At 40.3% G+C, this 25,191-nt stretch carries 23 protein-coding genes and 1 pseudogene; 23 read left to right on the forward strand and 1 reads right to left on the reverse strand.

Translation table 11 applies throughout. The features are described 5' to 3' along the window. Positions 1-9: 9 nt before the first annotated feature. On the reverse strand, positions 10-888 hold the full coding sequence (locus ACZ5WS_RS09330) for a hypothetical protein (RefSeq protein WP_464707950.1): 879 nt from the start codon (positions 886-888) through the stop codon (positions 10-12). 813 nt (positions 889-1,701) lie between these two features. On the opposite strand from ACZ5WS_RS09330, the gene ACZ5WS_RS09335 reads away from it, so the two are divergent. From ACZ5WS_RS09335 to ACZ5WS_RS09445, 23 genes and pseudogenes are all read left to right on the forward strand, one after another. After that, positions 1,702-1,908 carry a hypothetical protein gene (locus ACZ5WS_RS09335; RefSeq protein ID WP_004589247.1) on the forward strand — a complete coding sequence of 69 codons (207 nt, stop codon included), beginning with the start codon at positions 1,702-1,704 and terminating at the stop codon, positions 1,906-1,908. 853 nt (positions 1,909-2,761) lie between these two features. Then, positions 2,762-3,937: pseudogene (locus ACZ5WS_RS09340) on the forward strand (IS4 family transposase). 119 nt (positions 3,938-4,056) lie between these two features. After that, positions 4,057-4,428 carry a hypothetical protein gene (locus ACZ5WS_RS09345; RefSeq protein WP_029773128.1) on the forward strand — a complete coding sequence of 124 codons (372 nt, stop codon included), beginning with the start codon at positions 4,057-4,059 and terminating at the stop codon, positions 4,426-4,428. Positions 4,429-4,535: 107 nt separating this feature from the next. Continuing rightward, complete coding sequence (locus ACZ5WS_RS09350) at positions 4,536-5,033, forward strand: DUF411 domain-containing protein (RefSeq protein WP_004589252.1); 498 nt, start codon at positions 4,536-4,538, stop codon at positions 5,031-5,033. Next, a complete protein-coding gene (locus ACZ5WS_RS09355) occupies positions 5,033-6,460 on the forward strand; it encodes a TolC family protein (protein ID WP_010558034.1) in 1,428 nt (475 codons plus the stop codon). Before ACZ5WS_RS09350 ends, ACZ5WS_RS09355 begins: the two co-directional genes overlap by 1 nt. Then, a complete protein-coding gene (locus ACZ5WS_RS09360) occupies positions 6,460-8,202 on the forward strand; it encodes an efflux RND transporter periplasmic adaptor subunit (RefSeq protein WP_004589254.1) in 1,743 nt (580 codons plus the stop codon). The genes ACZ5WS_RS09355 and ACZ5WS_RS09360 overlap by 1 nt, the downstream gene beginning before the upstream one ends. A gap of 14 nt (positions 8,203-8,216) precedes the next feature. Beyond that, positions 8,217-11,381, forward strand: coding sequence for an efflux RND transporter permease subunit (locus ACZ5WS_RS09365; RefSeq protein ID WP_004589255.1), 3,165 nt, complete (start codon positions 8,217-8,219; stop codon positions 11,379-11,381). 88 nt (positions 11,382-11,469) lie between these two features. Continuing rightward, positions 11,470-12,081, forward strand: a complete 612-nt coding sequence (locus ACZ5WS_RS09370; protein WP_232311327.1) for a PepSY domain-containing protein — start codon at positions 11,470-11,472, stop codon at positions 12,079-12,081. Beyond that, positions 12,081-13,913 carry a 2Fe-2S iron-sulfur cluster-binding protein gene (locus ACZ5WS_RS09375; RefSeq protein ID WP_024596190.1) on the forward strand — a complete coding sequence of 611 codons (1,833 nt, stop codon included), beginning with the start codon at positions 12,081-12,083 and terminating at the stop codon, positions 13,911-13,913. The genes ACZ5WS_RS09370 and ACZ5WS_RS09375 overlap by 1 nt, the downstream gene beginning before the upstream one ends. Positions 13,914-13,937: 24 nt before the next feature. Beyond that, the gene (locus ACZ5WS_RS09380) at positions 13,938-14,285 is read left to right on the forward strand and encodes a copper resistance CopC family protein (protein WP_004589258.1); all 348 of its coding nucleotides are present in this window, start codon (positions 13,938-13,940) and stop codon (positions 14,283-14,285) included. Positions 14,286-14,304: 19 nt separating this feature from the next. Continuing rightward, positions 14,305-15,192 (forward strand): copper resistance D family protein, encoded by an 888-nt coding sequence (locus tag ACZ5WS_RS09385; protein ID WP_024596191.1) that lies wholly within the window; start codon positions 14,305-14,307, stop codon positions 15,190-15,192. Positions 15,193-15,207: 15 nt separating this feature from the next. Next, entirely contained in the window at positions 15,208-15,678 is a 471-nt protein-coding gene (locus ACZ5WS_RS09390) for a YybH family protein (RefSeq protein WP_024596192.1), read from the forward strand. Positions 15,679-15,705: 27 nt separating this feature from the next. Next, positions 15,706-17,529 (forward strand): copper resistance system multicopper oxidase, encoded by a 1,824-nt coding sequence (locus ACZ5WS_RS09395; protein ID WP_013465888.1) that lies wholly within the window; start codon positions 15,706-15,708, stop codon positions 17,527-17,529. Then, positions 17,526-18,386, forward strand: a complete 861-nt coding sequence (locus ACZ5WS_RS09400) for a copper resistance protein B (RefSeq protein WP_004589262.1) — start codon at positions 17,526-17,528, stop codon at positions 18,384-18,386. Before ACZ5WS_RS09395 ends, ACZ5WS_RS09400 begins: the two co-directional genes overlap by 4 nt. Before the next feature lie 694 nt (positions 18,387-19,080). Next, the gene (locus tag ACZ5WS_RS09405) at positions 19,081-19,503 is read left to right on the forward strand and encodes a hypothetical protein (RefSeq protein ID WP_010558026.1); all 423 of its coding nucleotides are present in this window, start codon (positions 19,081-19,083) and stop codon (positions 19,501-19,503) included. A gap of 299 nt (positions 19,504-19,802) precedes the next feature. Further along, complete coding sequence (locus ACZ5WS_RS09410) at positions 19,803-20,216, forward strand: MerR family transcriptional regulator (RefSeq protein ID WP_008467855.1); 414 nt, start codon at positions 19,803-19,805, stop codon at positions 20,214-20,216. Between the two features lie 101 nt (positions 20,217-20,317). Further along, a complete protein-coding gene (locus ACZ5WS_RS09415; RefSeq protein WP_464707975.1) occupies positions 20,318-22,561 on the forward strand; it encodes a heavy metal translocating P-type ATPase in 2,244 nt (747 codons plus the stop codon). An 11-nt stretch (positions 22,562-22,572) separates the two neighbouring features. Further along, positions 22,573-22,926, forward strand: a complete 354-nt coding sequence (locus ACZ5WS_RS09420; RefSeq protein ID WP_004589267.1) for a cupredoxin domain-containing protein — start codon at positions 22,573-22,575, stop codon at positions 22,924-22,926. 9 nt (positions 22,927-22,935) lie between these two features. Further along, the gene (locus ACZ5WS_RS09425) at positions 22,936-23,271 is read left to right on the forward strand and encodes a DUF2933 domain-containing protein (protein WP_016899208.1); all 336 of its coding nucleotides are present in this window, start codon (positions 22,936-22,938) and stop codon (positions 23,269-23,271) included. Then, positions 23,264-23,929 carry a methyltransferase family protein gene (locus tag ACZ5WS_RS09430; protein WP_004589269.1) on the forward strand — a complete coding sequence of 222 codons (666 nt, stop codon included), beginning with the start codon at positions 23,264-23,266 and terminating at the stop codon, positions 23,927-23,929. The genes ACZ5WS_RS09425 and ACZ5WS_RS09430 overlap by 8 nt, the downstream gene beginning before the upstream one ends. After that, the gene (locus tag ACZ5WS_RS09435; protein WP_008467863.1) at positions 23,913-24,335 is read left to right on the forward strand and encodes a hypothetical protein; all 423 of its coding nucleotides are present in this window, start codon (positions 23,913-23,915) and stop codon (positions 24,333-24,335) included. Before ACZ5WS_RS09430 ends, ACZ5WS_RS09435 begins: the two co-directional genes overlap by 17 nt. A 10-nt stretch (positions 24,336-24,345) precedes the next feature. Next, positions 24,346-24,717 (forward strand): hypothetical protein, encoded by a 372-nt coding sequence (locus ACZ5WS_RS09440; protein ID WP_008467865.1) that lies wholly within the window; start codon positions 24,346-24,348, stop codon positions 24,715-24,717. A 50-nt stretch (positions 24,718-24,767) separates the two neighbouring features. Further along, the gene (locus ACZ5WS_RS09445; protein WP_004589646.1) at positions 24,768-25,118 is read left to right on the forward strand and encodes a hypothetical protein; all 351 of its coding nucleotides are present in this window, start codon (positions 24,768-24,770) and stop codon (positions 25,116-25,118) included. Positions 25,119-25,191 lie beyond the last annotated feature (73 nt).

Consider the following 25,191-nt stretch of genomic DNA (forward strand, 5'->3'; position numbering starts at 1 on the left):
ACTACTGCATTACGAGTAAAACATTTCATTAATTTCTTCACACAATTTAGTTCGGTATATTATTGAGGCACGCAGCAGCTCAGCATCACTTTCACTGAGAAGTGGTGCTCGTGTTTTTTTGTCGTAACGTTCAGGTAGCTCCGTAAGTAGCTGCTCATGTAATCGTTTTATATCATCAAAAATTTTGACCGACTGAGAGAATAAAAAAATCTTACTGTAATCCTTATTTTTTAACGAGGCCAAATATTTTAGTAAAATAGCCTGCCGTGCCGTTTTATTTTTAAATGAGTGCTCAATTTCAACTGCTGCAATAGAGCCATCTAAGAGTCGCACAGCACCATCCACGGTTCGTGTATCAGATAGGTTATTAATACGTTTAAATTCAGGCTCGGTAATAAACCCATTCCACATTGGTGCGTACGTTTCATCACTGTGGTAATTATGTATACCGCGCAGCATGACAAATGCGTTAATTAGATTATGCATTATATTATTTTGATTGAACTGCAAAGAAGGATTTTTGTTGCTCCTAAAATGCACGTCAATGCCCATTAACTCCTCGGCAAATTTGGCTGCAGTATAGGTAGGCACGTAGACACGACCATCTGGACTGCGGTGTGTTTTTACCACACGCAATAGCCCATCTTTTTCTTGCCGGTTTAAATGCTCTAATGCCAACCGATGATTGATGCCATATAACCAACGCACAATGCCTGGTGTAACAATAGAAAACCGAATTGCAATTAAAGCGGTCAACCTAGTTCGGTTAACCCCTTTTTGATGATTGTTTGCGCCTGGATAATACCGCATATCAATATCAAAATAGCGAGGGTAGTGAGTGAGAAGTAGGTTGTTCGTTTCTAAATCTTTTGATGGTTTCTGAGTCAATTCACAAAATCCTTTTAGTGAGTTAATTATTAAAATTAACTAGCACCGCAACACAAAAATTATCATCATTTTATAATTACATTGCCGTTTTTCATTCCGAGATGCTCTGACAGCATGCACGGAATCATTGTCGCGATAATTATCGCAACAAAAGCCGCTTTCAGCGGATGGTCTCTCAACTTCGTTGTTTAACCATAGGGACTAAAACGCCCGTCAGCTCTGGTGTTGCTCCGCAACGAGCTGACTCGACGCGCTATCGCACTAGCGTTGTAGACCCTGCGCGAATGCACCGAGCTACGCTCTGTACTAACCGCCATACTGCCGCTTCAGACAATGCGATGGGTGCCCCATTATCCGCATTTTTCTTCGCTTTTTATTTTCTACGAAAATAGATGGTTCGATATTAATTTGTGCCAAATTGATATCGAATTTCGCTGATGCGAAACACTATCGCGGTTAGTACAGACCAGCCTGTACATTCGCGCTGTCTCCATGTGTCTACGGCTTCGCCTACACCACATTACGCGCTTGTTGGCCTCATTCTGAGGCGCTATTTTTGCAGTTTTTCGTGCCGAAAAATGCGATCTTAAAACCTATCTTTCAGACAAAAACCGCCTTCAAATTAAACAATTAATAAAGTTTTTTAGAAAATAATAAGGGGTTTTTACTTAATAAAATTAGGTGAAGTAAGGGAAGGGCTAATTACTTAATCCAAACTGTTTGTTGCTGAACTGCGCAGTCAAACGAGTTTGTTTTTTATCACGAAATCATTAAATTGTGAAGTTGTAATTAATGATTAATAAGGTTTAAAAAATGAAAAACGACGCTATTGATATCGCAATTAACCCCTCAACAGGATTACCTATCACAAATGCCAGTACTAATATCGTAGATGTTGGTGGCAATGTGGTGGGCCAGCCAGACAGGGTAATGACTGTTTATGAGATTGAAGATTCGATAGCCGATTCAAACAATGATGACTGTTTTGATGCATTTGACTCGTTTGATGATGGTTTTTAATGCACAAAATATTGAAAACTATTAATCAATATCGAATAGAAGTCGTCTATTCGACTATTGCATTCATTGGCTCAGCTATACTATTTTTTCAATATCAATCAACTCAAAATTTTGCGTGGTTTATTTCGCTCACTTTATTCTGTAGCAAAATGGCTATTGGCATAATTAACTATGAGCAATATTGCCAAAGCAATAAGCGTAGTATGAAGATAGCGCTCAAATATTTGTTATTTAAATTTGTATAAAACCTGTTTATTTGTCCTAAACACAAAGCGCTCCGAGTTAATCAGGGCGCTTTTTTAGTTTTATAAGTATTTAAGTTTTTGACCAGTCTGCCTTTAAGCTAGTTAAAATATTTTGATTCGACAAACATCAACGTATAAATTATGAAATATTAGATATCAAGTGTGGGCTTGTGGGTACCATCATTTCAGATGATTTTGAGCCACAGCTTGAGAATAACTACAATTTGAAGTAAAACAGGGCACAAAAATTGATATTTTTGATTAGAGCTTCAATTTTAATTTAGAGTAAAAGTATTTTCAGTTAGTGCCAGAGTAGGTCGGATAAGCTAAGCGCCATCAGACACAGTAAAATACTTTACCAATTATTATGTTGTCGAGTGGCTGGAGAGTGCCAAAAGCGGACACTTCTAGTCAATGGTGAGCAACGAATTTATAGCTTGCACAAATATCAGATGTACCTAAAAGTATTTGTAAGTTTAATTAAAGCAATATAGCTGACGAATCCCCACGAATGGCGTAGATAAAACAAATAGTTAGAGGCGAAGGGAACATTCATGGCAGTTCCCGATCTGATCTTTCGCCAAAAACACCTAACCATGAATGCTGCCATGAATGTAAAAACAATGCTCGCCGATTTCCTCTCATTTGTCACCCCCAAATGTATGCACAAAGCCCGATTTTTAGCTGTGGGGGCGGCAGTACAAAGCTTGATGCAGAATGGCCAATGCACGGTAACGGCTATCGGCCGTAATTTTGACAGTGAAACGTCATAAAAACACGGCATCAAACGAGCTGACCGTTTGCTAAGAAATGAAGCGCTTCAAGCAGAGGCGCCGCTTATTTATGGCGAAATGACCCGCTTGCTACGTCAGGGCAAACAGCCGCTGATTTTAGTGGACTGGAGCAATGCCGACACCGAAAAGCGCCATTTTATCCTGCGTGCCAGCCTGGCGCTGGAAGGTCGCCCACTGACGTTACATCAAGTTGTTGTGCCGATGGACGAGTATACGTGCCCACACGTACACAGGGCGTTTTTATACCGGTTAAAGCAGGTACTGCCGGCAGACTTTAAGCCGGTGATTATTACCGATGCGGGTTTTAAAGTGCCGTGGTTTAAGCAAATACGTAAGCTCGGCTGGCATTACATTGCCAGAGTTCGTGGCAACCAGACACTGCAACTACCCGGCCAGGATGCCTATATCACGGTTGCCAAAGCCTACAAAAAAGCACGCCCTACGCCCCAAGTCTTGGGTGAGGTTAAGCTGACCAAAGCCCAGCAATATCGCACTCAAGCCGTGCTGGTGGGCACCGGTTGGAAGCTGCGAAAATCCGACAAACACAAGCAATATAAAGAGCCGTGGTTGTTGGTCTCATCCTTGCCCAATTGCTTCGATTACGCGACGAAGATTGCCAAATGCTACGGCAAACGCATGCAAATAGAAGAGAGCTTCCGCGACCAGAAAAGCCAGACCTATGGCTTAGGTAGCGAAGCCCACCGTACTTATAAACGCGAACGATTGGAAGTGCTGTTGCTATTGGCGGCACTGGCAAATTGGTTGCATTACATGATAGGGCTGGCGGCAGAGCTGGCCGGGAAGCACTTGCAGTTTCAGGCTAACAGCATCAAACATCGGCGAGTACTCTCATTTAACTACCTGGGAATGCGATTATCAAAGGCCGCCCAGCTGGGCTTAACTGAAGAAGAGATACAAGCGGCAAGACGGCAAGTCACGCTCTGGGCCGCAGAGTTTGACTGGGGTGTCATCAAACTGGAAAAGAGCTGATACTATGGTCAAATTCGAGGGGATCCCTCAGCAAATATTCATAAATGTTTATACAGCATCAATTGACTTAGTCAAAAATTTGCATTAGTATTAGAGATGTATATTTGTAAGAGAATTTTATGTCTAAAGCATTTTCAAAAGTCTTAGTAATGACGCTTATGCTGGTTGCCTTTGTAGGGCAAGCATTTGCGTATTCTGCTATGCCTTGCGAAATGTCATCAGGTTCTCACGAATCACACATGAACATGAACATGAACATGAACATGAACATGGATCATGGTGATATGAATAAAAGCAGTAATGGTCAATCAGAAGATTGTTGTGACGTTGAATGTATTTGTCCTGCAAATGCTTGCTCATCTACGACAGTCCTAAATTCCAGTATTGATTCGACAGATATTCAAATATTCAGTGAATCTGTAGCTGCTCTGCAATCTAAACAACCTCATTCAATTTCCACTTCCCTTTATCGTCCACCAATTTTTGCCTAATACAGGATTAGTGCGTCCAAATTTCTCGCACATGTAATTAATTTTTCTGTTAGTCAATATAGCGTCGTAGCGCTATAGATATTTTCCAGCGATGTCTGGGGGCAAAAATGATCAATAAGTATTTAAAAATAGCAGTAGTAATGCTGCTTTCACCTGCGTTTGCAAACGCCAACGAACATAACCATGCACACAATAACGACGTAACACCTTTGGAGTTAATCGTTTATAAAACCCCTACTTGTGGGTGTTGTAAAAAATGGATAACTCATATTGAAGACAAAGGGATCGTTGCGCATTCCAAAGATTTCCGAAACATCGGCAACATCAAAACTAAGTATGGTATCAAACCTAATTACCGTTCATGCCACACGGCAGTGAGTAGAAATGGATTTGCCTTTGAAGGTCATATACCTGCTAAATTTATTCAGCAGTTCTTATCAGAAGAACATCCCAATGCGATTGGGCTTTCAGTTCCAGCAATGCCAGTTGGCTCTCCCGGTATGGAAGTCGATGACCGCTTTATGCCATACAACGTGTTAATTCTATTTAAAGATGGAACGAGCAAAGTCTATGCAAAAGTTAAGACATACGAGGAGCAATTCTAATGAAATTGAACTCTTCAAACCTTACTTCACTTTCAACTGCATTAATACTCGGCTTATCTGTATTCTCAGCTCAAGCTGAGAAAGTAGTGTCGCTTGAACAAGCTATCACCTTAGCTCAGCAAAATGATCCTTGGCTTCATGGTAGCCGATTGAAACAAAGTGCAGTTGAAAATAGAAGTATTGCTTCAGGTACTTTGCCTGATCCGAAAGTATCGCTAGGGATAATGAATTTACCAACAGATACTTGGGATTTAGATCAGGAAGGAATGACTCAGCTAAAGGTTGGCGTCTCTCAAATGTTTCCGAGAGGCGACAGTCTAGAGATCAAGAAAGACCAGTTACAAATTGAGTCCACGAAATTTCCACTGTTACGAGAGGATCGTAAAGCTAAGTTGAAAAGCCAAGTGTCACAACTTTGGTTAGATGCTTACTTAGCCCAACAAACTATTAAATTGATTGAAGATGATTGGTCTCTCTTTGAGCAGATGGCGGAAGTGGCTAAAGCTAGCTATTCAAACGTTGTTGGTAAAACTAGACAGCAAGATGTTATTCGTGCTCAGTTGGAAATCGTGCAGTTAGATGACAGATTAACTTCGCAAAAGCAGAAACTAGAAACGACAATCGCTCGTCTCAATGAGTGGCTTCATATTTACGATGCGGATCGTTTGAATGAATCATTCAACTTTGACGCGCAACCATTAGAGTTTAGCGTCTCAAAAGAATTGCCTTCGATTCAATTGAATAATCCAACAGTCCTAAAAGCATCTAATTACTCAAGAAATCTATTGGCTCAGGAGCTTTCGAATCACCCAGTCATACTTGCGATTGATATAAAACGCAAAGCTTCAGAAAAAGGAATTGAGTTAGCCAAACAGCAATATGAGCCGCAATGGGGCGTTAATGCTAGTTATGCCTATCGCGACAATATGCCCTCTGGTGATAGCCGAGCTGATTTATTTTCTGTTGGGGTAACGTTTGATTTACCCTTGTTTACCGAGAACAGACAAGATAAGCAAGTTGCAGCTTCTATTGCAGATTCAGAGACTATTAAAACCGAGAAACTATTACTGACAAAGCAAATGATCAGTGTTTTAGAAAAAGAACTAAGACAGCTTAAACGCTTATCAGATAGACAATCTATCTATCAAGAACAACTCCTTAAACAAACTCATGACCAAGCAGAAGCGTCATTGACAGCCTACACAAATGATGATGGCGATTTTGCCGAAGTTGTTCGAGCAAGAATTGCCGAATTAAATACCAGAATATCAGCTTTAAGAATTGATGTTGACGCACTTAAAACAGTTGCTCGTATCAACTATTTCTTTGCGCATTCTCAATCTAACTCAAATGCTGAACATAAGTCGATGCAAACTTCACACAAAACTAATCAGCACTTATCCAGTCAGCAATTTGGAGAAAAATAATGTCAACGAATACAAAAACAATTATTGCCATCATCATTGGGGCAGCACTTGGTGCTGGAGCATTGAGTTTATATCAAGGTACTGGCTCAAACAGTAATAGTAATGAAGCAACATCAGGAGAAAAAAAGCCTCTGTATTGGGTTGCACCGATGGATTCTAATTACCGCCGGGACAAGCCCGGTAAGTCGCCTATGGGGATGGATCTAATTCCAGTGTATGAGGAAGGATCATCTGGTGATGACTTTGGCCCCGGAGCAGTAAAAATTGCGCCTCATGTAGTGAATAACCTTGGGGTTCGCACTGCACCTGTTGAACTGAAAAATATGCATACTGAAATCTCAACGGTAGGTTATGTTCAATATGATGAAGATAAGCTAATTCATATCCACCCACGGGTTGATGGCTGGATTGATAAACTTTACATCAAAGCAGCAGGTAACCCTGTAGAGAAAGGGCAGCCTCTTTATACACTATATTCTCCTCAGTTAGTTAATGCTCAGGAAGAGCTGTTAATAGCGTTAAAGCGCAACAATAGTTCTTTAATTTCAGCAGCCAAAGATCGCCTAAAAGCGTTACAGCTTTCAGCAGACTTTGTTCAAAAGCTAGAAAAGACACGAAAGGTTCAGCAAACAATTACCTTTTATTCACCACAAGCAGGTGTTGTCGATGGTTTGAAGGTTAGAGAAGGTTTTTATGTAAAGCCGGGAAACACCTTATTAAGCATTGGCCAGCTAGATCAAGTTTGGGTTGAAGCAGAAGTGTTTGAACGTGACGCAGCCTTAATTAAAAAAGGACTTCCTGTATCAATGACACTGGATTATTTACCCGGTGAGGACTGGGCTGGTGTCGTTGATTATGTTTATCCAACATTGAACAGTAAAACACGCACACTCCGAGTGAGATTGAAATTTGATAACACAGACTATCAATTAAAACCAAATATGTTTGCACAAGTCTCTATTCACGCTAATCAAGCTGATAGCACCATCCTCGTGCCTAAAGAAGCCGTTATTAGAACAGGTAAACAGGACAGAGTAGTACTTGCGTTAGGTGATGGGCAATTTAAATCTATTGAAGTGACTATTGGCCGGGTTGATATCGACAGCATCGAAATATTAGACGGCTTAAATGAAGATGACGTTGTGGTGACATCTGCCCAATTCTTGATTGATTCTGAATCAAGTAAAAGCTCTGACTTTAAACGAATGACTCATGATGAAGTGCCTAACTCTGTTTGGATGCAAGGGGATGTTAATAGTGTTATGGCAGGGCACCGCATGGTTAATATTTCACATGGCCCTGCTGAAGCTTGGGATTGGCCTGAAATGGTTATGGATTTTACTGTGGCTGAAAAAGTCGATATTGACTCATTAAAGTCAGGTCAATCTTTGCACTTTGAAGTGAGCAAAACCGAAGACGGTGGATATGAAATTACTGGAATTCATATCATGAGTGAGCCTGAAGTATCATCAGCAACAGTATCTGGTTTGATTAATGCGATTGATATTGATACACGGATTCTAAATATTAGCAGAGGCCCAATAGAGAAATGGGATAGACCTGCTGCGACGATGGATTTTATCGTCGCGGACAATATAGAAATGGTTGATTTCAATGTCGGTGATAATGTCACTTTCACTTTTGAGGTTAGAGATGACTTAGTTATCACTGACATTTCTCTTGAATCAGATGAACAACACGGCAAGGAAAATAAAGCTGCTGTTGATCATTCTAATCATTAAGTGGGAGAAAAATAATGATTGAATCAATTATTAGATGGTCTATCGGCAATCGTTTCTTTGTTTTGTTGATTACCTTAATTATCGCGTTTGGTGGTTTGTATTCATTACAAAAAACACCAGTAGATGCACTCCCCGATCTTTCTGATGTGCAGGTGATAATTAAGACGAGCTATCCGGGACAGGCACCACAAGTAGTGCAGGATCAAGTGACATTTCCTCTTACTACAGCGATGTTATCAGTGCCGGGGGCGCAAACTGTTCGTGGTTACTCATTTTTTGGTGATTCCTACGTCTACATTATTTTTGATGACGATACTGATTTGTATTGGGCTAGAAGCAGAGTACTTGAATACTTAAGCCAAGTAGCATCAAGCCTGCCTGATTCGGCAAAACCTCAATTAGGACCTGATGCAACAGGTGTGGGTTGGGTATACATTTACGCTTTAACAGATAAGTCTGGAAACCATGATCTAAGCCAATTAAGAAGCATTCAAGACTGGTTCTTAAAGTATGAACTACAAACTGTTCCGGGCGTGTCCGAAGTTGCCGCCGTTGGTGGTATGGTTAAGCAGTATCAAGTGCAAGTAGATCCTGATAAATTGAGAGCTTACGATATTCCTCTAAGTTTAATACAAATAGCCTTACAAAAAGGGAACAAAGAAACTGGCGCATCCGTTGTGGAAATGGCTGAAGCTGAATATATGGTTACCGCAACGGGGTATATTCAATCAGTTAGTGATATAGAGAAAATCCCACTTGGTATTAACGAACAAGGCACGCCATTGCGTATTGGTGATGTTGCTACCGTTAATTTAGGGCCTCAAATGCGCCGTGGTATCGCAGAGCTTAATGGTGAAGGCGAAGTTGTTGGTGGTGTTGTCGTTATGCGCTTTGGTGAAAACGCTCAACAAACCATAAACGGGGTAAAAGAAAAACTTGAATCGCTTAAATCTTCTCTACCAGAGGGGGTGGAGATTGTCCCTGTTTATGACAGATCGAAGTTAATAGATCGTGCTGTTGATAATCTTTGGAGCAAGTTGCTAGAGGAGCTTGCAGTCGTTGCTATTGTCTGTGTGGCTTTCCTATTTCATCTTCGCTCATCTATTGTGGCAGTTGTTACTCTGCCATTAGGTATCTTGGTGTCGTTCATTATCATGTATATGCAAGGCATCAATGCCAACATTATGTCTTTAGGCGGTATCGCTATTGCGATTGGTGCGATGACTGATGGTGCAATAGTGATGATTGAAAATATGCACAAGCATATGGAGAAAACACCACTAACAGATGAAAATCGCTGGCAAATTGTTGCTAAGGCTGCGAGTGAAGTAGGCCCTGCACTATTTTTTAGCTTACTGATCATTACAGTCTCATTCTTACCTGTATTTATCTTGGAAGCGCAAGAAGGAAGAATGTTCTCTCCGCTCGCCTATACAAAAACCTATGCAATGGCGGCATCAGCAGGTTTGGCGATCACATTGGTGCCTGTTTTGATGGGCTACTTTATTCGAGGCAAAGTTGTTTCTGAAAAGAAAAACCCGTTAAACCGATTATTGATTGCTATCTACATGCCTGTTTTAAAGCAAGTCATGAAGTTTCCAAAATCGACAATAGTAGCAGCAATATTAGTGACTATCGTTGGCTTTTGGCCTGTCGATAAAATTGGTAGTGAATTCATTCCGCCATTGGATGAAGGCGATCTCATGTATATGCCTACTACCTATCCCGGTATTTCAATTGGTAAAGCAAGGGAGTTATTGCAGCAAACAGACAAGCTTATTCGCACTGTGCCAGAAGTTGAAACTGTATTTGGTAAAGTAGGAAGAGCTGAAACTGCAACCGATCCTGCACCTTTAACCATGATTGAAACCTTTATTCAATTGAAGCCACGAGAGCAGTGGCGAGAGGGTGTGACTACTGAATCGTTAAAAGCTGAGTTTGATAAATTGGTTAAGTTTCCGGGCTTAACGAATGCTTGGGTTATGCCAATCAAGACCCGAATCGACATGTTAGCAACAGGCATAAAAACGCCTGTGGGTATTAAAGTCGCCGGACCAGAGCTTGATGTGATTCAGGAAATCGGCCAACAAATAGAGCAAATTTTACCCGAAGTTACAGGCACAGCATCAGTTTACTCAGAGCGAGTTGCAGGTGGACGATATATCAAGGTTGATATTTCACGCGATAAGGCAAGTCGCTTTGGGTTAAACATCGAAGATGTTCAACAAGTGGTTTCTACAGCTATTGGTGGTATGAACGTTACCCAAACGGTAGAAGGTCAAGAGCGTTACCCTGTTAACTTACGCTATCCGCAAGACTATCGAGACTCTCCTGAGCAGCTATCACGATTACCTGTTGTAACACCAAGTGGTCAACGCATTGCACTAGGTGATGTCGCAGATATTCGAGTTGAGAACGGTCCGCCGGGAATTAAGAGTGAAAATGCTCGTTTAAATGGCTGGACGTTTATCGATATAGACGGTGTTGACGTAGGTACTTATGTTGAAAGTGCAAAAATACACTTGGCTAATAATCTAAAACTACCAGCAGGTTATTCAATTACTTGGGCTGGGCAATACGAATATATGGAAAGAGCGAAAGAAAAGCTCACCTATGTATTGCCTTTAACACTCGCCATTATTGTTATTCTACTTTACTTAAACTTCAGAGCGTTTAGTGAGGTGGCTATCATTATCGTTACCTTGCCGATGGCGATGATTGGTGGCTTATGGTTGATGTATCTGGAAGGGTTTAACTTCTCTGTGGCTGTTGGCGTGGGCTTTATTGCTCTAGCTGGGGTAGCGGTTGAGATTGGTGTGATAATGTTGGTCTATCTCAATCAGGCACTTGCTGAGCTTAAGGAAAAAGCTGAAGAGCGAGCTGAACCTATCTCTGATGATGCATATCAAGATGCATTATTGCACGGTGCAGGCTTACGAGTTCGTCCAGTAATGATGACAGTTGCAACAATCATTATCGGCTTGATGCCCATTTTATATGGTACAGGAACAGGTTCGGAGATTATGAGTCGTATTGCTGCACCTATGGTAGGCGGAATGACAAGTGCTGTGCTACTCACTCTTATTGTGCTCCCAGTAATTTACTCAATCGTTAAAAAGCCAGAATTAAACGCCTTTAACAAGGAGCTTTCTAAGGCGGAGCTAAAAAGTAATGCTTAGCACGGCTAGAAAATATCACAAATGGCTAATGGCATTTGTCGGAATACAATTCCTCTTCTGGTCTATTACAGGCGTGTATATGGTGACTATGGATATTCACTATATACACGGCGAAACCTTGGCTAAGAGTGAGGAAGCCAAAATAGATTTAGCAAGTATGGATTACTCCATTGTAAAGCTAGCTGCGGATTATCCTAAAGCTAGCCAAGTTACACTTACTCAAAGTATGGGCCGTCCTTTGTATTCTTTTATTAATGGAGAAAATGGAAAAGTAGCAATAGATGCTAAAACTGGAGCTGTTCAGGCACTTGTAGATGAAATCAAGGCTAAAGAAATCGCACAATACCATTATGCGCTGAATCATCAAATCGACAGCGTAAGGTTGATTAAGTCAGCGACAAACTTGCCTGCTGAGTTGTCCCCAAGGCATTTACCTGTTTGGAGAGTGACGTTTGAGCAATTCTCCACACCGACATTTTATATAAGTCAACAAACAGGATCACTTGTTGCCAAGCGTCATGATTACTGGCGATTGTTTGATTGGATGTGGCGGTTCCACATTATGGATTACTATGATGGAGAAAACGTATCTAACTGGTTTTTGTTCTTGGTCGCAACTCTAGGTCTAATGGGAGCAATTACTGGCGCAGTATTGACTTATTACCGAGTGCTTTCCCCAAATAAAAAGGGAGTCATTTGATGCGACTATTTAAGTTAAATACAACGATACACAAGTGGCTTTCTTTATTTGTTGGTTTACAACTGCTTATTTGGTTGGGAACGGGCCTTTACTTCAATTTGATGGATCACAGTAAAGCCAGTGGTAATGAACTTAGAGTTCATTCTCATCATGAAGGTAGCATTACAGGCTTTGACCTATTCCCTATTAAAGACATTACTAGTAATGCTCCGCAGGAAGTAAACCTTATATGGGTTTTACATCAGCCTTACTATCATTTTGTGTTCGATAAGGGGCAGCATAGCTATCAAGAACGCCACTCAAAGCTATTTGATGCTGTAACAGGAAAGCCATTTAATTTGTCTGAAGAACAAGTACTAACTTTGGCAAAAAACTCCTACTCAGGACAGGGTAAGTTAACTACTCCAGTGTTATCTCAACCTCCGTTTTCTGATCACGTAAGGCAGCAAAATCCTATGTGGCAAGTTGCCGTTGAGGATGAGAACAATACAACTATTTATTTAGATAGTATTACAGGTCAAGTACTTCGCCATGCCAATGATGATTTCAGATTGAAAGATCTGATGATGAAGCTTCACTTTATGGACTATGGCAATTCTGGAGGATTTAACCATTGGTTGATCATTGCATTTGCTTTTGCAACGCTATTCCTTTCAATTACTGGTGTTACTTGGCTGATACAACAGTATCGAAGTGGTTTACTGAAGCTAGGTTGGGGCACTAACAGGCAAAAAGTGGCAGTGACGTTTTCCAATGAAAATACTATTACTGACATCTCAGCAGTTGGTCGCTCAACTGTACTAGAAGGGCTAGCTAGTTCACATGTATACCTTCCTTCAGGTTGCGGTGGTGGCGGTACTTGTGGCAAATGCGTGTTCTTAAGTTCAACTAAATTACCTATCACACTATCTGAACAGGAACATTTATCTCAGGAGCAACTTAAGGAAGGTTATCGGCTTGGATGTCAGCATAGGTTCTCTGAAATTAGTTCGATTGAAGTTAATACTGATCGCAATATTGAAAATCATGAGCTAGTTGTGGTTGCGACTAATTTCATTACTCCTTTTATCAAGGAAGTGAAATTTAAGCTGAAATCAGGCAAACAGTTGGCATTTAAAGCTGGTGCATATATGCAATTTGATGTGCCAGCAGGGATGAATAGCTTACGTCCAGATGATATGCCAGAGTGCTATGAAAAATACTGGGATAGCTACTATCATGGAAAATTTTCTCATAACGGTGTAACTCGCCACTACTCATTAGTTAACTTTGACGAGGAGTCTGATGAGTTAATGTTTAATATCCGTTGGCAGACCGCAAAGAATGGTTTTAAAGCAGGAATAGGTTCAAGTTATTTAGGTTCACTCCAAGTAGGTGAAACGATAACTGCAAAAGGCCCTTTTTCTGATTTTTATGCCACTTCAAATAAAAAAGTTAGTCGCGTGTTTATTGGTGCGGGTTCAGGACTTGCACCACTGAGGTCTATTATTTTTGAACAGTTGAAAAAGCATAAAGATAAAAGTGGTTTGACTCTTATCTATGGTGCGCGAACTGAAGATGACTTGCTATACCATAATGAATTGAAGTCACTGAGTGAGAAGCATAAAAACTTCTCTTATATTCCTACTCTTTCTAATCCTTCAGAAGAATGGCAAGGGCACTCAGGCTATGTTCAAAAAGTACTTCTGCCGTATATGAACCAAAAATCAGAACTGCTTTTGGCTGAGTTTTACTTGTGCGGTCCAGAAGCAATGATGAGTGAAGTGGAAAAAATAATTACAGATGCTGGGATTCCAAGTAATCAAATTTTCAAAGATAAATTTAGTCGTTAATCCATTAAATAAATAGAGGTATATATGAAAACATTAATTAAATTTTTAACCGTAATCAGTGTCGTTTTTAGTAGTGCGGTATTTGCGCATGTGCATCTTGAAAAAAGTGTGCCTGCTGATAATGCAATGCTAATGAATCCTCCAGAAGAGTTAACTTTGGTGTTCACCAAAGAGGTACGGGTTGTAAAAGTTTCATTGGCCAATAAACAAGGCGAAGAATTTAAATTTGGATTCGAGCCTTCTAAAGTCGCTACTAGCAAATTTACATGGAAACTACCTAAATTAGCTCCTGCAAACTATGCTGTGGATGTAACCTTCTTAGGTAACGATGGTCATAAAATGAAACATAGCTTCGGCTTTATGGTTCACTAAAATAGGCGGTGTGATTGATATGGAAATGTATATCTGGAATACAGTCATTGTACTGTCAAAAATTGTATTTTACGTCGGCTTTGCCTGTATTGCTGGTTATACATTTTTCAGGCAAATATTTGAGAATAATGAATCTCATACTAATGCTGTAATAGCGAATTTAACGTGGACAAGAACTTATATAGTTATGGCTTTGATCGCTAATATTACTTGGTTCTTTGCCAGTACTGGTGCAATGGCAGAAGAGGGAATTCAGGGGGCGATAGACGCTGATATATTGGCTATTATGTGGGACTCCTCTGTCGGCACTGGAGCTTTGCTTCGAGCGCTTGGGCTAGTTACCGCAATAATCGCTTTAGCTTTAAGGTTCAAACTCGCTGTGAACTCGTACTTAAAACAAAGCGCTTTAATGTTGAGTTTATTAATCCTTGCATACTCATTCACGTTACTGGGTCATATTTCTGAGTTAGGCACAATTGAAAAAGGCTTGCTTATTTTGCATGTGCTCGTTATGGCATGGTGGTTTGGGGCGTTATTGCCACTAAAACAGGCTTGCCATCAGCTAAGTTATGCAGAACTTCATTTGCTGATGGAAAGCTTTGGCAAACAAGCAAGTTTTACATTGAGCCTATTGTTGGTAGCAGGCCTCTGGCTCGTGATTCAATTGGTCGGAAGTCTTGATGCACTAATAAGCTCAAGTTACGGACAAACACTGTTGTTTAAATTGGCCCTTGTAGTGTCTATTTTGGCACTTGCTGCTAAACATAAACTAATACTCGTTCCACAACTTAAAAATAGTCAAGGCAGAGAGGCTTTATCTAAATCTATCTCGATAGAAATGGTAGTAGCTTTTGCCATTTTATCTGTAACGGCTGGGCTTACTAGTGTTGTTGGCCCTGCAAATTAAAACCTAAAAGAGAAAATGAAAATGAAAACAATAAATATCCTACTCGTTTTATTAATGACGTTTAGTTTCGCAGCAAACGCTCATGGTGATAAGAATAAAGACAAAGGATTGTTTAAAGGTGTAGATACACCAGCCGCAAAAGTTGTTTTGGCATTTCATCAAGCACTTGAAACTGGCAATCAAAAACAGGCTAGAGCGCAGTTAGCGGATGATGTCACCATTTTCGAGGGAGGCCGCGTTGAAAGGAGCGCTGATGAATATGCTCATCATCATATGTTGTCGGATATGAAGTATTTAGCAGCGATGAAGAGCGACACACTTGAACATCAAGTGACGATACTTGGAAATACAGCTATCTCTGCCTCGCGTAGTCAAACTAAAGGTACTTACAATGGTGAAGAACGTGATTATCAAGGGATGGAAACAATGGTTCTCGAAAAGCAAAACGGTGAATGGAAAATTAAGCACATTCATTGGTCACACTAATTTATTGGTCAAACCTCGGAGAGTAAAATGAGAATTAAAGATCCATTACATCAAATTTCTACACCGCGTAGACGCTTTGTACAAGGTTTAGCTGCTGGCGGTATATTAGCTGCTTTTCCAAGCATTCTTCATGCTGCTTCATCTTTAGTGGCTGGAACAATAACAGGTACTGTGCCCGAACTAAGTGGAGAAATAATAGATCTGGTGATAGATGAGTCACCCGTAAACTTCACAGGTGTTGTAAGAATGGCTACAACAATCAATGGCTCAATACCAGCTCCTACCTTGCGCCTCAGAGAAGGTGATGACGTTACTATCAGGGTAACTAATAAATTATCAGTGCCGAGTTCAATTCATTGGCATGGGATCATTCTTCCGTATCAAATGGATGGCGTACCGGGTATTAGCTTTAAAGGTATAATGCCGGGTGAAACCTTTGTTTATAAATTTAAGCTGCAACAAAGCGGCACATATTGGTATCACTCACACAGTGGCTTTCAAGAAATGACAGGTATGTACGGCGCATTAATTATTGAGCCAAGAGAAAAGGATATTATTAGTGCTGACAATGAGCATGTTATCCAATTGTCTGATTGGACTGATGATGACCCAATGGATTTGTTCCGCAAGTTAAAAGTACAGAGCGATGTATTTAACTTTAATCAACCTACTGTTCCAGAGTTTTTTGATGACATTTCAAATAGCAGCGTTTCAAATGCGCTACAACGCCGGGAAATGTGGAATAAAATGAGAATGAACCCTACAGATCTTGCAGACTTATCAGCATCTGCAATGACTTTTTTAATGAATGGTTGTGCGCCTTTGACAAACTGGCGTGGAATGTTTAAAGCTGGCGAAAAGGTTAGGCTTAGATTTATTAACGGTTCTAGCAATACGTTTTTTGATGTAAGAATACCTGAGCTGAAGTTAACAGTTGTACAAGCTGATGGACAAAATGTTGAACCTGTGACAGTAGATGAATTTAGATTTGGTCCCGGTGAAACTTATGATGTACTTGTCGAGCCAAAAAATGATGCATATACGATTTTTGCACAAAGCATGGATCGCTCAGGTTATGCTAAAGGTACTTTATCAATGGCACCTAATATTGATGCACCAGTACCTGCTCTAGATCCCGTTGAATGGTTAACGATGACAGATATGATGGGGAATATGGCCCAAGGTGGTGAGCATTCCGCGATGGCAGGTATGGCAGACATGTCGGGCATGAATTCTAATAAAATGGATCATAGTGCAATGGGTCATGGAGCGATGGCAATGGATCATAGTAAACATGGAATGACTAAAAACCCATTAGCTGTTGCTAGCACTAAAGTGCGTCATGCAAAAACAGAGTATGGAGCTTCTGTTGATATGCGTGTTGATATGCCTAGAACAAACCTTGATGATCCCGGTATAGGTTTACGTAAAAATGGACGCCGTGTTTTAACACTTGCAGATTTACATTCTCTTGAGGGAATTACAAACCAGCAAGAGCCAGAGGCTGAAATTGAATTACATTTAACTGGAAACATGGAGCGTTATAGCTGGTCATTTGATGGCTTGGAATTTGGAAAAAGCACGCCAGTTCACATGAAGCATAATCAACGTTTAAGAGTTATTTTACAAAACGATACAATGATGACACATCCCATGCACCTGCATGGTATGTGGAGCGATTTGGAGAATGAAAAAGGTGATGTACAGGTTCGTCGCCATACTATCCCTGTACAACCAGCGCAAAGAATTAGTTTTTTAACAACACCTCATGACGTAGGTCGCTGGGCATGGCATTGCCATTTATTATTCCACATGGATGCAGGTATGTTTAGAGAGGTAGTTGTATCATGAAAAAATTAATACTAACCAATACGTTAAGACTATTATTAATAGGTTTGCCCCTTATAAGTGTATCTGTATCTGCAAAAGATGAGATGACTGAGATGGGTGATTCTAAAATGCAAGCACAAGGTGGAGATGCACCTAAAGATGCTAGAGACCCCCATGCTTATGCAGCAGGTACAACTTTGACTGAAGGTCCTTATGCACTCAGTAGCGACAAACGACTGACTTTGGCAGATGAGCATTCATTTTACGCGCTACTAGGGGATCGTCTTGAATATAATGAGCAAACAAACGCAGGTGTTTTTGACTTTCAGGCATGGTATGGCACTACTTTTGATAGATTAGTCATCAAAACTGAAGGAGATTTTAGCGAAGGTAATTTAGAGGAGAACCAAACAGATTTTCTATGGGGCCACGCAATATCTGCTTATTGGGATACACAAGTCGGTATTCGACTTGATTACAATAACGAAGGTGAAAACCGCAAATGGCTAGCTTTTGGTTTACAAGGTCTAGCCCCCTACTGGTTTGAAATTGATATGACTGCGTATTTAGGAGAGCAAGGTAATAGTGCATTTTCGATCGAAGCTGAGTATGAGCTATTACTTACTCAAAAGTTAATTGTTCAACCACGAGCAGAGTTGACGCTTTACGGTAAGGATGACGTCCAAAATAACCTTGGTAGTGGCTTGTCTAGCAGTGCTATTGGTTTTCGGGTTCGTTATGAGTTTACCCGCCAGTTTGCTCCCTATGTTGGCGTTGAGTGGACAAATAAATTTGGTAATACAGCCGACTTTGCGAAGTTAAATGGGCAAAGTACTCGTGATACTGCTTTTGTTGCAGGTATCAAGTTCTGGCTCTGATATGAAGAAATACTATATTGACTTGATGAGAGCTACCGCAACTATATTGATGGTAGCTTTCGTTTTTTGGGATTTAAACCATTTTAGTTATGTTAGGAAAGGCCTAGCTAATAGTTTTTTTGGAAAGAACTAAGAGCAGTAATAGTAAGCTACTTCTTGTTTTCAATCGGTGCCAGTCTGGTGTATACCTATCAAGGTGGAATATCAGCCAAGAAGTAAAGTTGGCGAATGGTTAAGGTTAAAGAGTCAAGGCAAAAAACATCGCCATTGAAAGACGTACAATAGGCCATTTTATCACTTTTGATGAACGGGAATTGGATGTGCCCGGGATAGAACCGATTGTTGCAAAGTACTGCGCTTAAAGCTGAACAATTGGAAAAATGATCCATTACTCAATACCTAGTTATGAGCGTAGGGTTTTTATTTCTTTTAATGGTGCTCATGCTTGGCTTCAATCTCATGAGTATAAATTAGACACCCCTTTTATACTTGTGAAGTTAAAGCTGTTTAAAAAAGTAAAAAGTAAAAAGTAAAAAGTAAAAAGTAAAAAGTAAAAAGTAAAAAGTAAAAAGTAAAAAGTAAAAAGTAAAAAGTAAAAAGTAAAAAGTTTAGGTTTTAGTTCAAAGGTTGATCAAGATCATAAAATTATTTTTATAAAGTGGCTAATATTGTAGGTGATAAATAAGGAATTAAAATGTTTGGACTTTTCAAGTGGTTTAAAATAGTGGTAATTACTCTGTTGCTTACGCAGCATGGCTTTGCTATTGCTAAACCAATGAATTGTGAAGAACATCAAAATGGATCTTCCGACACGCATATTATACAACCAAGCAAAAATATGCATCATCAATCAATGAATGACAATAGTCACTATCACACTGAAAATTCGCAAGATTCTAAAAACCGTCATGGTGATGAAGACTGTGAAAAATGTAAAGCTGGTGATTGTGTTTGTTGTGAAGGCGGTTTTTGTACAAGCTTTCATTTAAATGCCTATCTTGTGGAAGCGCAAGACGAAGGTATTTGCAATATTCATTCTGAGCTAATTCTACAGCGTATACCCCTACCAAAATCTGGTATCCATCTCTTACTTTATCGTCCACCAATTATTGGCTAATCACGGGATCAGTGCGCCTTTTTTTCGCCAGTCCCATCAAAAATAAAACGATTTACTGATTGGTTTAAATTACCAACCGTTTTGAACAATTAGCACAATATTTTTTGGAGGCATGATGAACATGCTCAAACTATTGCTATTTACAGTACTTAATGCTGTCGATTTTGACCGAGATTTCTCTTTTACCAAAAAATTAGTTTTTAGCTTATTCACTAGAATTAGTACTTGACCTGTGTCTTAGACACAGGTCTAAGCTGAAGATGAGAGTACAAACTTAGCTAAAAAACTGAGGAGTGAATATGAAAGTTGCGGAGCTGGCAAAAAGCCTTGGAACGACTGCTGATACGGTGCGCTATTACACCAGATTAGGATTGTTAAAACCTGCTAAGTCAGTGAACGGCTACAAGTCATACTCGAATAAAGAAGTATCGAGACTTAAATTCATTTTAAGTGCCAGAAACCTTGGTTTTTCCGTTGCAGATATCAAGGAAATTATTAATGAATCTGAAGATGGTAAAAGTGCGTGCCCATTAGTCAGAAGCCTGATCAAAGAGCGGCTTGAAGAAACAGAAAAGCAGTTTCAAGCAATGTTGGCACTTCGAGGAAAAATGTCTTCTGCGCTTTCTCGATGGGAAGAAATGGAAGACAAAGCACCGACTGCAAACATGGTTTGTCATCTCATCGAAAACTTTGAGCAAATTAAAAAAGCATAGGAGGAAAAAGGGTGGCTACTAACACAAATATAAAAACTGAATCAGGCTGTTGCTGTCAGGCAAAAGCTCAATCCTCTTCGTGTAAAAGTAAGGAGAATACGTTGGAGAAAGTATCACATAACCAACAGCTTATCATTGAAGGTGCTGGGTGTGCTAGCTGTGTAGGCAAAATTGAAGGGGCGTTGAAGGCAACTCTTGGAGTCGTCAGTGCGGAAATGAATTTTGCTGATAGGACAGTAACAGTTTATGGGACAGCTAAAACAAAAGAGTTGATCAAAGCTGTTGAGTCAGTGGGGTATAACGCGAAGCCAATTGATGATAGCTCAGCAACAGATGCGCTTGATGAGAAAGAGGCTGCGGATTTTGCATATTACAAAAAGCTAATGCGCGATACGTTTATTGCCCTTTCACTCGGCGTTCCTTTGATGATCTACAGCATTGTAGTTGGAGAAATGACGGTTGAAACAAACCTTGAACGAATTTCTTGGTTGGTTGTAGGCATTTTAACTTTTGGTGTTATGTATTTTTCAGGCAAGCATTTCTATGTTGGCGCTTGGAAAAGCTTTAAAAACCACTCCGCTAATATGGACACTCTAATAGCTTTAGGAACAAGTACAGCTTGGTTGTATTCGATGGTTGTCGTGTTTGCACCTGACGCTGTTCCATTGATGGCACGGCATGTTTATTTTGAAGCTACCGCCATGATCATTGGCTTAATTGATTTAGGTTTAGCATTAGAAATCAAAGCCAGAGGTAAAACCTCTGAGGCCATTAAACGTCTTATCGGCTTGCAAGCCAAAACAGCAACCGTGGTTCGTGACAACAAAGAAGTTCAGATAGGTATTGAGCAGGTTTTATTTAACGATATTGTGAAGGTAAAACCGGGTGAAAAAATTCCCGTCGATGGCGTGGTATTGGAAGGACACACCTCTATTGATGAGTCCATGCTGACAGGCGAACCTATGCCTGCTGAAAAAGCTGAAGAAGATGAGGTTGTCGCAGGTACTTTGAACAAATCAGGCATGATTTTATTTAGAGCCACACGCGTTGGTAAAGACACGGCGCTTGCACAGATCATCAATATGGTGAAACGAGCACAAAATTCGAAACCGCCGATTGGCCGTTTGGCCGATGTTATTTCAGCTTTTTTCGTACCTGTCGTGATGATCACCTCTGTGTTAAGTGCGCTAGCATGGCTTAACTTTGGACCTGAGCCAGCCATTGCTTTTGCCATCGTTTCAGCAACTACTGTGCTTATTATTGCCTGCCCGTGTGCTTTAGGCTTGGCAACACCCATGTCTGTCATGGTGGGAGTAGGAAAAGCAGCAGAAGCCGGAGTGCTTATTCGCAACGGTGAGGCACTGCAAACCGCCTCTAAAATCACTGCCATGATTTTAGATAAAACGGGCACTATTACTGAAGGGGCACCTAAGGTAACCGATATTATTTTAGCAAAAGCTACTGACGAAAAAGACGTACTACAGCTTGCAGCAAGTTTAGAAAGCGGCTCAGAGCATCCTTTAGCGCAAGCGATTGTTGAAAGTGCGTTAGATCAGGATATTGAGTTACTAAAAATTGAAGCCTTTAACGCCATTACGGGTTTTGGTGTAGAAGCAAGCTGCAACAACAAAGCCCTGCTTTTCGGAAACGATAAACTAATGAAGTTAAAAGGCATAGACCTCACAGGCTTTGTTGAACAAGCACAGTCTTTAGCCAAAGAAGCCAAAACACCTATGTACTTTGCTGTAGATGGTGAACTTGCAGCAATCATTGCTGTTGCAGATCCTATCAAGTCAGACTCAATCTCTGCTATCAAACGGCTTCAGGCTAATGGTATACGCGTCATCATGTTAACGGGTGATAACAAGGAAACCGCTGCCGCCGTAGCTAAAAAAGTGGGTATTAGTGAGTTTCTTGCTGAAGTGCTGCCAGAAGATAAAGCCAACAAGGTGAAAGAGCTACAAGAAGGCGGCGAAATTGTTGGTATGACAGGAGATGGCATCAACGATGCTCCTGCGCTAGCGTTAGCCGATGTTGGCTTCGCCATAGGCACAGGGACTGATGTAGCTATCGAAAGTGCTGACATTACCCTAATGCGTGGTTCACTTCATGGCCTTGCTGATGCCATAGCGGTAAGCAAAGCTACTTTACGAAATATCAAACAAAACTTGTTTGGCGCGTTTGTCTATAACGTAGCCGGGATTCCTTTTGCTGCGGGGGTTCTATATCCCTTCTTTGGCATTCTGCTTAGCCCTGTAATTGCAGGTGCTGCAATGGCGTTTTCGTCATTGACTGTAGTGTCAAATGCAAATCGACTTCGCTTTTTTAAAGCAAAAGAGCATTAAGGAGAATCACAATGATGGTTATTAACTTATTAGGCTTAATGTTAATCGCGCTGATTGTTTGGTGGTTTTGGCTATATAAACCCAATAAAACAATCGTTCAAGGTAATGAAGTACTCATTGAAGTGAGGGATGGTGTGTATTCCCCATCCTCAATTCAGGTGTCTGCTAGCCAACCTGTCACTCTGAAGTTTATGCGCAAAGATCAATCCCCCTGCGCTGAAACAATGCTTATTCCTTCATTGGATATAAGCGAACAGCTTAAATTAAATGAAATTACTCAAATTACCCTATTGAACTTATCACCGGGAGAGCATGAGTTTCACTGTCAGATGCAAATGTATCGCGGTGTCTTAAAAGTCGTTTAGGAGGGCAATATGAAAAATCAACACCCTAATTTTTGGTCAACACCTACAGGCTGGGCTGCACTGGCACTTATTGCCGCAGTGACCTACTTCTTAGTGCTTGAGCATGGTCAACATATGCTGCAATTTCTTCCCTACTTGATTTTATTGCTATGCCCCTTGATGCACGTATTTATGCATGGCAGTCATGGTAAACATGGTCACGATCATTCACATGCGCCTGATGAAAAAAAGGAAGAGAGCTTTCAAGAACTCACGGATAAAAATGCAGCCTATCACGATGGCTACATACAAGGGTTAGAAAAGGCACGTAAGGAATCACATAAAAAGGAAAGCAGTGATGAATGAAACATATGATTATGGCTTATGGTCGATGGTGATACTGAACTCAGCAATTTTTATCTTTTTTGCCTTTAGTTTTGTCAAACCAAAAACATCAACTGATTGGAGAAGTCTAAGCGCGTTCTCTGCCTTTATTGTTGCCCTATTTACTGAAATGTATGGCTTTCCTTTAACTATCTATTTTCTGTCGGGGTGGCTGACGGAGACCTATCCAGAAGTAAATTTCTTTGCGCATGAAAATGGGCATTTATTACATACTTTCTTTGGATTTCAAGGTGATGCCCATTGGGACCCATTTCATATAGTGAGTATGGTGTTTATTGTTGCAGGTTTCTTTATGTTGTCTTCAGCATGGAATGTATTGCATCACGCGCAAAAACATCATCAATTGGCTACAACTGGATGGTATGCAAGGTGTCGCCACCCACAGTATGTAGCTTTCATTCTAATCATGTTCGGCTTTTTATTGCAGTGGCCGACAATCCCAACACTTGCGATGTTTCCGATCTTAGTCGTTGTTTACGTCGAGCTAGCGAAACGCGAAGAAGCACAAGCGATTGCTGAGTTTGGTTCGGAGTACCACAGGTATATGGAATCGACACCAAGTTGGATCCCAAATTTTAATAAAAGTGTAGAAGGTAAAAATCATGAAAACGTTAACTAAATCAATTTTATTTATTAGTTCACTACTGATAACCACTAGCTCATTTGCCCAAAACAATGAGCATAAACATGAAGGTGCGAACAAAGCTGATATGCATCAAGGCATGGCAATACCACATGAGAACATGGGAGAAATGCACAAAAAGATGATGGAAATGAAAAAGGAAGTCCATGCCATTAAAACTGAAAAAGATCCTGAAAAGCAACAGCAGATGATGGTTGAACATCACCGTTCAATGATGAAGATGATGCAATCCATGCACAAAAACATGGAAGAAATGCCAATGCATCAACAAATCAAGATGGCTGAACATCATTTAGAAATGATGGGGAACATGATGCCGCAGATGAACCGTAAAATGGAAGAAATGAAAGATAGCAATCAACAGCATTCACACAAACATTAGGAGAAAAATTATGAGCGATTTAAATCATAGAGTTGGCGTTAAAGAGCAAAATTTAGTTGTTCGAAACCTAAAGCTTAGCAATGTCACAGAAGAAAGCTGTGACGAGTTAGTAAAAGAAATAGATCAGCTTTTTGGTATAGATGAAGTTAGTTACAACATCAAAGAAGGTGAAATACACCTTGCCTATGATGCCGCAAACGTAAGCCTTGATGGGATTGAGGAGGTAATCCGTAAGTATGGCGCAGATGTTCATGATGATTGGTGGACACATACTAAAGAAAGTTACTATAAATTTGTTGATCAGAACATCAAAGATAACTCTGTTCATAAGCCTTGGAGTTGTCATCAAGCACCTTCGGGGGCTGGCCGGAAAAACAAATGAATTCATAAAAAAGTGTATAGATAATTAGTTAGTCAAATGAGGTAACAGTGATGAAAACACCCTATATAAAAGCTCTTTTATTGCTTACATTCGGTTTATATTTAGTGGGTTGTTCCAATACCACTTTTTATCATAAATACATGATGAGAGGTCAGGTAGTAGAAAGTTCTGATAATCGAACTCTAATCTGTATTGGTGCTAAGCATGGCGCAGAGGTTGGGCAAAAATACAGTGTTATTAGATTCCATGAAAGAATAGTATTGAGTGAAGGTGAAGATCCCTACACTATCGAAAAGGTAGGAACGGTACAAATTACTAAAATTGTGAATGATCATTTCGCAACTGTAAAGCTAGTGTCTGGTGACATTGCAGCGAAAGATATGGTGGAACTTGAAAACTAATAAAGTGGTGGCGAAAGCCACCACAAGAGCATAACAATAAAACTTAATGAAAAAACTTTAGTGTTATTTTGTA

This window comes from Pseudoalteromonas sp. 11L1, from assembly GCF_055397545.1.

Excerpts from the sequence above, each read along its gene's own strand:
- ACZ5WS_RS09345 (WP_029773128.1), top strand. The coding sequence starts at position 4,057 with ATGTCTAAAGCATTTTCAAAAGTCTTAGTAATGACGCTTATGCTGGTT.
- ACZ5WS_RS09370 (WP_232311327.1), top strand. The coding sequence starts at position 11,470 with ATGGATATTCACTATATACACGGCGAAACCTTGGCTAAGAGTGAGGAA.
- ACZ5WS_RS09365 (WP_004589255.1), top strand. The coding sequence starts at position 8,217 with ATGATTGAATCAATTATTAGATGGTCTATCGGCAATCGTTTCTTTGTT.
- ACZ5WS_RS09390 (WP_024596192.1), top strand. The coding sequence starts at position 15,208 with ATGAAAATGAAAACAATAAATATCCTACTCGTTTTATTAATGACGTTT.
- ACZ5WS_RS09355 (WP_010558034.1), top strand. The coding sequence starts at position 5,033 with ATGAAATTGAACTCTTCAAACCTTACTTCACTTTCAACTGCATTAATA.
- ACZ5WS_RS09425 (WP_016899208.1), top strand. The coding sequence starts at position 22,936 with ATGAAAAATCAACACCCTAATTTTTGGTCAACACCTACAGGCTGGGCT.
- ACZ5WS_RS09350 (WP_004589252.1), top strand. The coding sequence starts at position 4,536 with ATGATCAATAAGTATTTAAAAATAGCAGTAGTAATGCTGCTTTCACCT.
- ACZ5WS_RS09430 (WP_004589269.1), top strand. The coding sequence starts at position 23,264 with ATGAATGAAACATATGATTATGGCTTATGGTCGATGGTGATACTGAAC.
- ACZ5WS_RS09420 (WP_004589267.1), top strand. The coding sequence starts at position 22,573 with ATGATGGTTATTAACTTATTAGGCTTAATGTTAATCGCGCTGATTGTT.
- ACZ5WS_RS09335 (WP_004589247.1), top strand. The coding sequence starts at position 1,702 with ATGAAAAACGACGCTATTGATATCGCAATTAACCCCTCAACAGGATTA.
- ACZ5WS_RS09445 (WP_004589646.1), top strand. The coding sequence starts at position 24,768 with ATGAAAACACCCTATATAAAAGCTCTTTTATTGCTTACATTCGGTTTA.
- ACZ5WS_RS09360 (WP_004589254.1), top strand. The coding sequence starts at position 6,460 with ATGTCAACGAATACAAAAACAATTATTGCCATCATCATTGGGGCAGCA.
- ACZ5WS_RS09440 (WP_008467865.1), top strand. The coding sequence starts at position 24,346 with ATGAGCGATTTAAATCATAGAGTTGGCGTTAAAGAGCAAAATTTAGTT.
- ACZ5WS_RS09435 (WP_008467863.1), top strand. The coding sequence starts at position 23,913 with ATGAAAACGTTAACTAAATCAATTTTATTTATTAGTTCACTACTGATA.
- ACZ5WS_RS09410 (WP_008467855.1), top strand. The coding sequence starts at position 19,803 with ATGAAAGTTGCGGAGCTGGCAAAAAGCCTTGGAACGACTGCTGATACG.
- ACZ5WS_RS09385 (WP_024596191.1), top strand. The coding sequence starts at position 14,305 with ATGGAAATGTATATCTGGAATACAGTCATTGTACTGTCAAAAATTGTA.
- ACZ5WS_RS09380 (WP_004589258.1), top strand. The coding sequence starts at position 13,938 with ATGAAAACATTAATTAAATTTTTAACCGTAATCAGTGTCGTTTTTAGT.
- ACZ5WS_RS09395 (WP_013465888.1), top strand. The coding sequence starts at position 15,706 with ATGAGAATTAAAGATCCATTACATCAAATTTCTACACCGCGTAGACGC.
- ACZ5WS_RS09405 (WP_010558026.1), top strand. The coding sequence starts at position 19,081 with ATGTTTGGACTTTTCAAGTGGTTTAAAATAGTGGTAATTACTCTGTTG.
- ACZ5WS_RS09375 (WP_024596190.1), top strand. The coding sequence starts at position 12,081 with ATGCGACTATTTAAGTTAAATACAACGATACACAAGTGGCTTTCTTTA.
- ACZ5WS_RS09400 (WP_004589262.1), top strand. The coding sequence starts at position 17,526 with ATGAAAAAATTAATACTAACCAATACGTTAAGACTATTATTAATAGGT.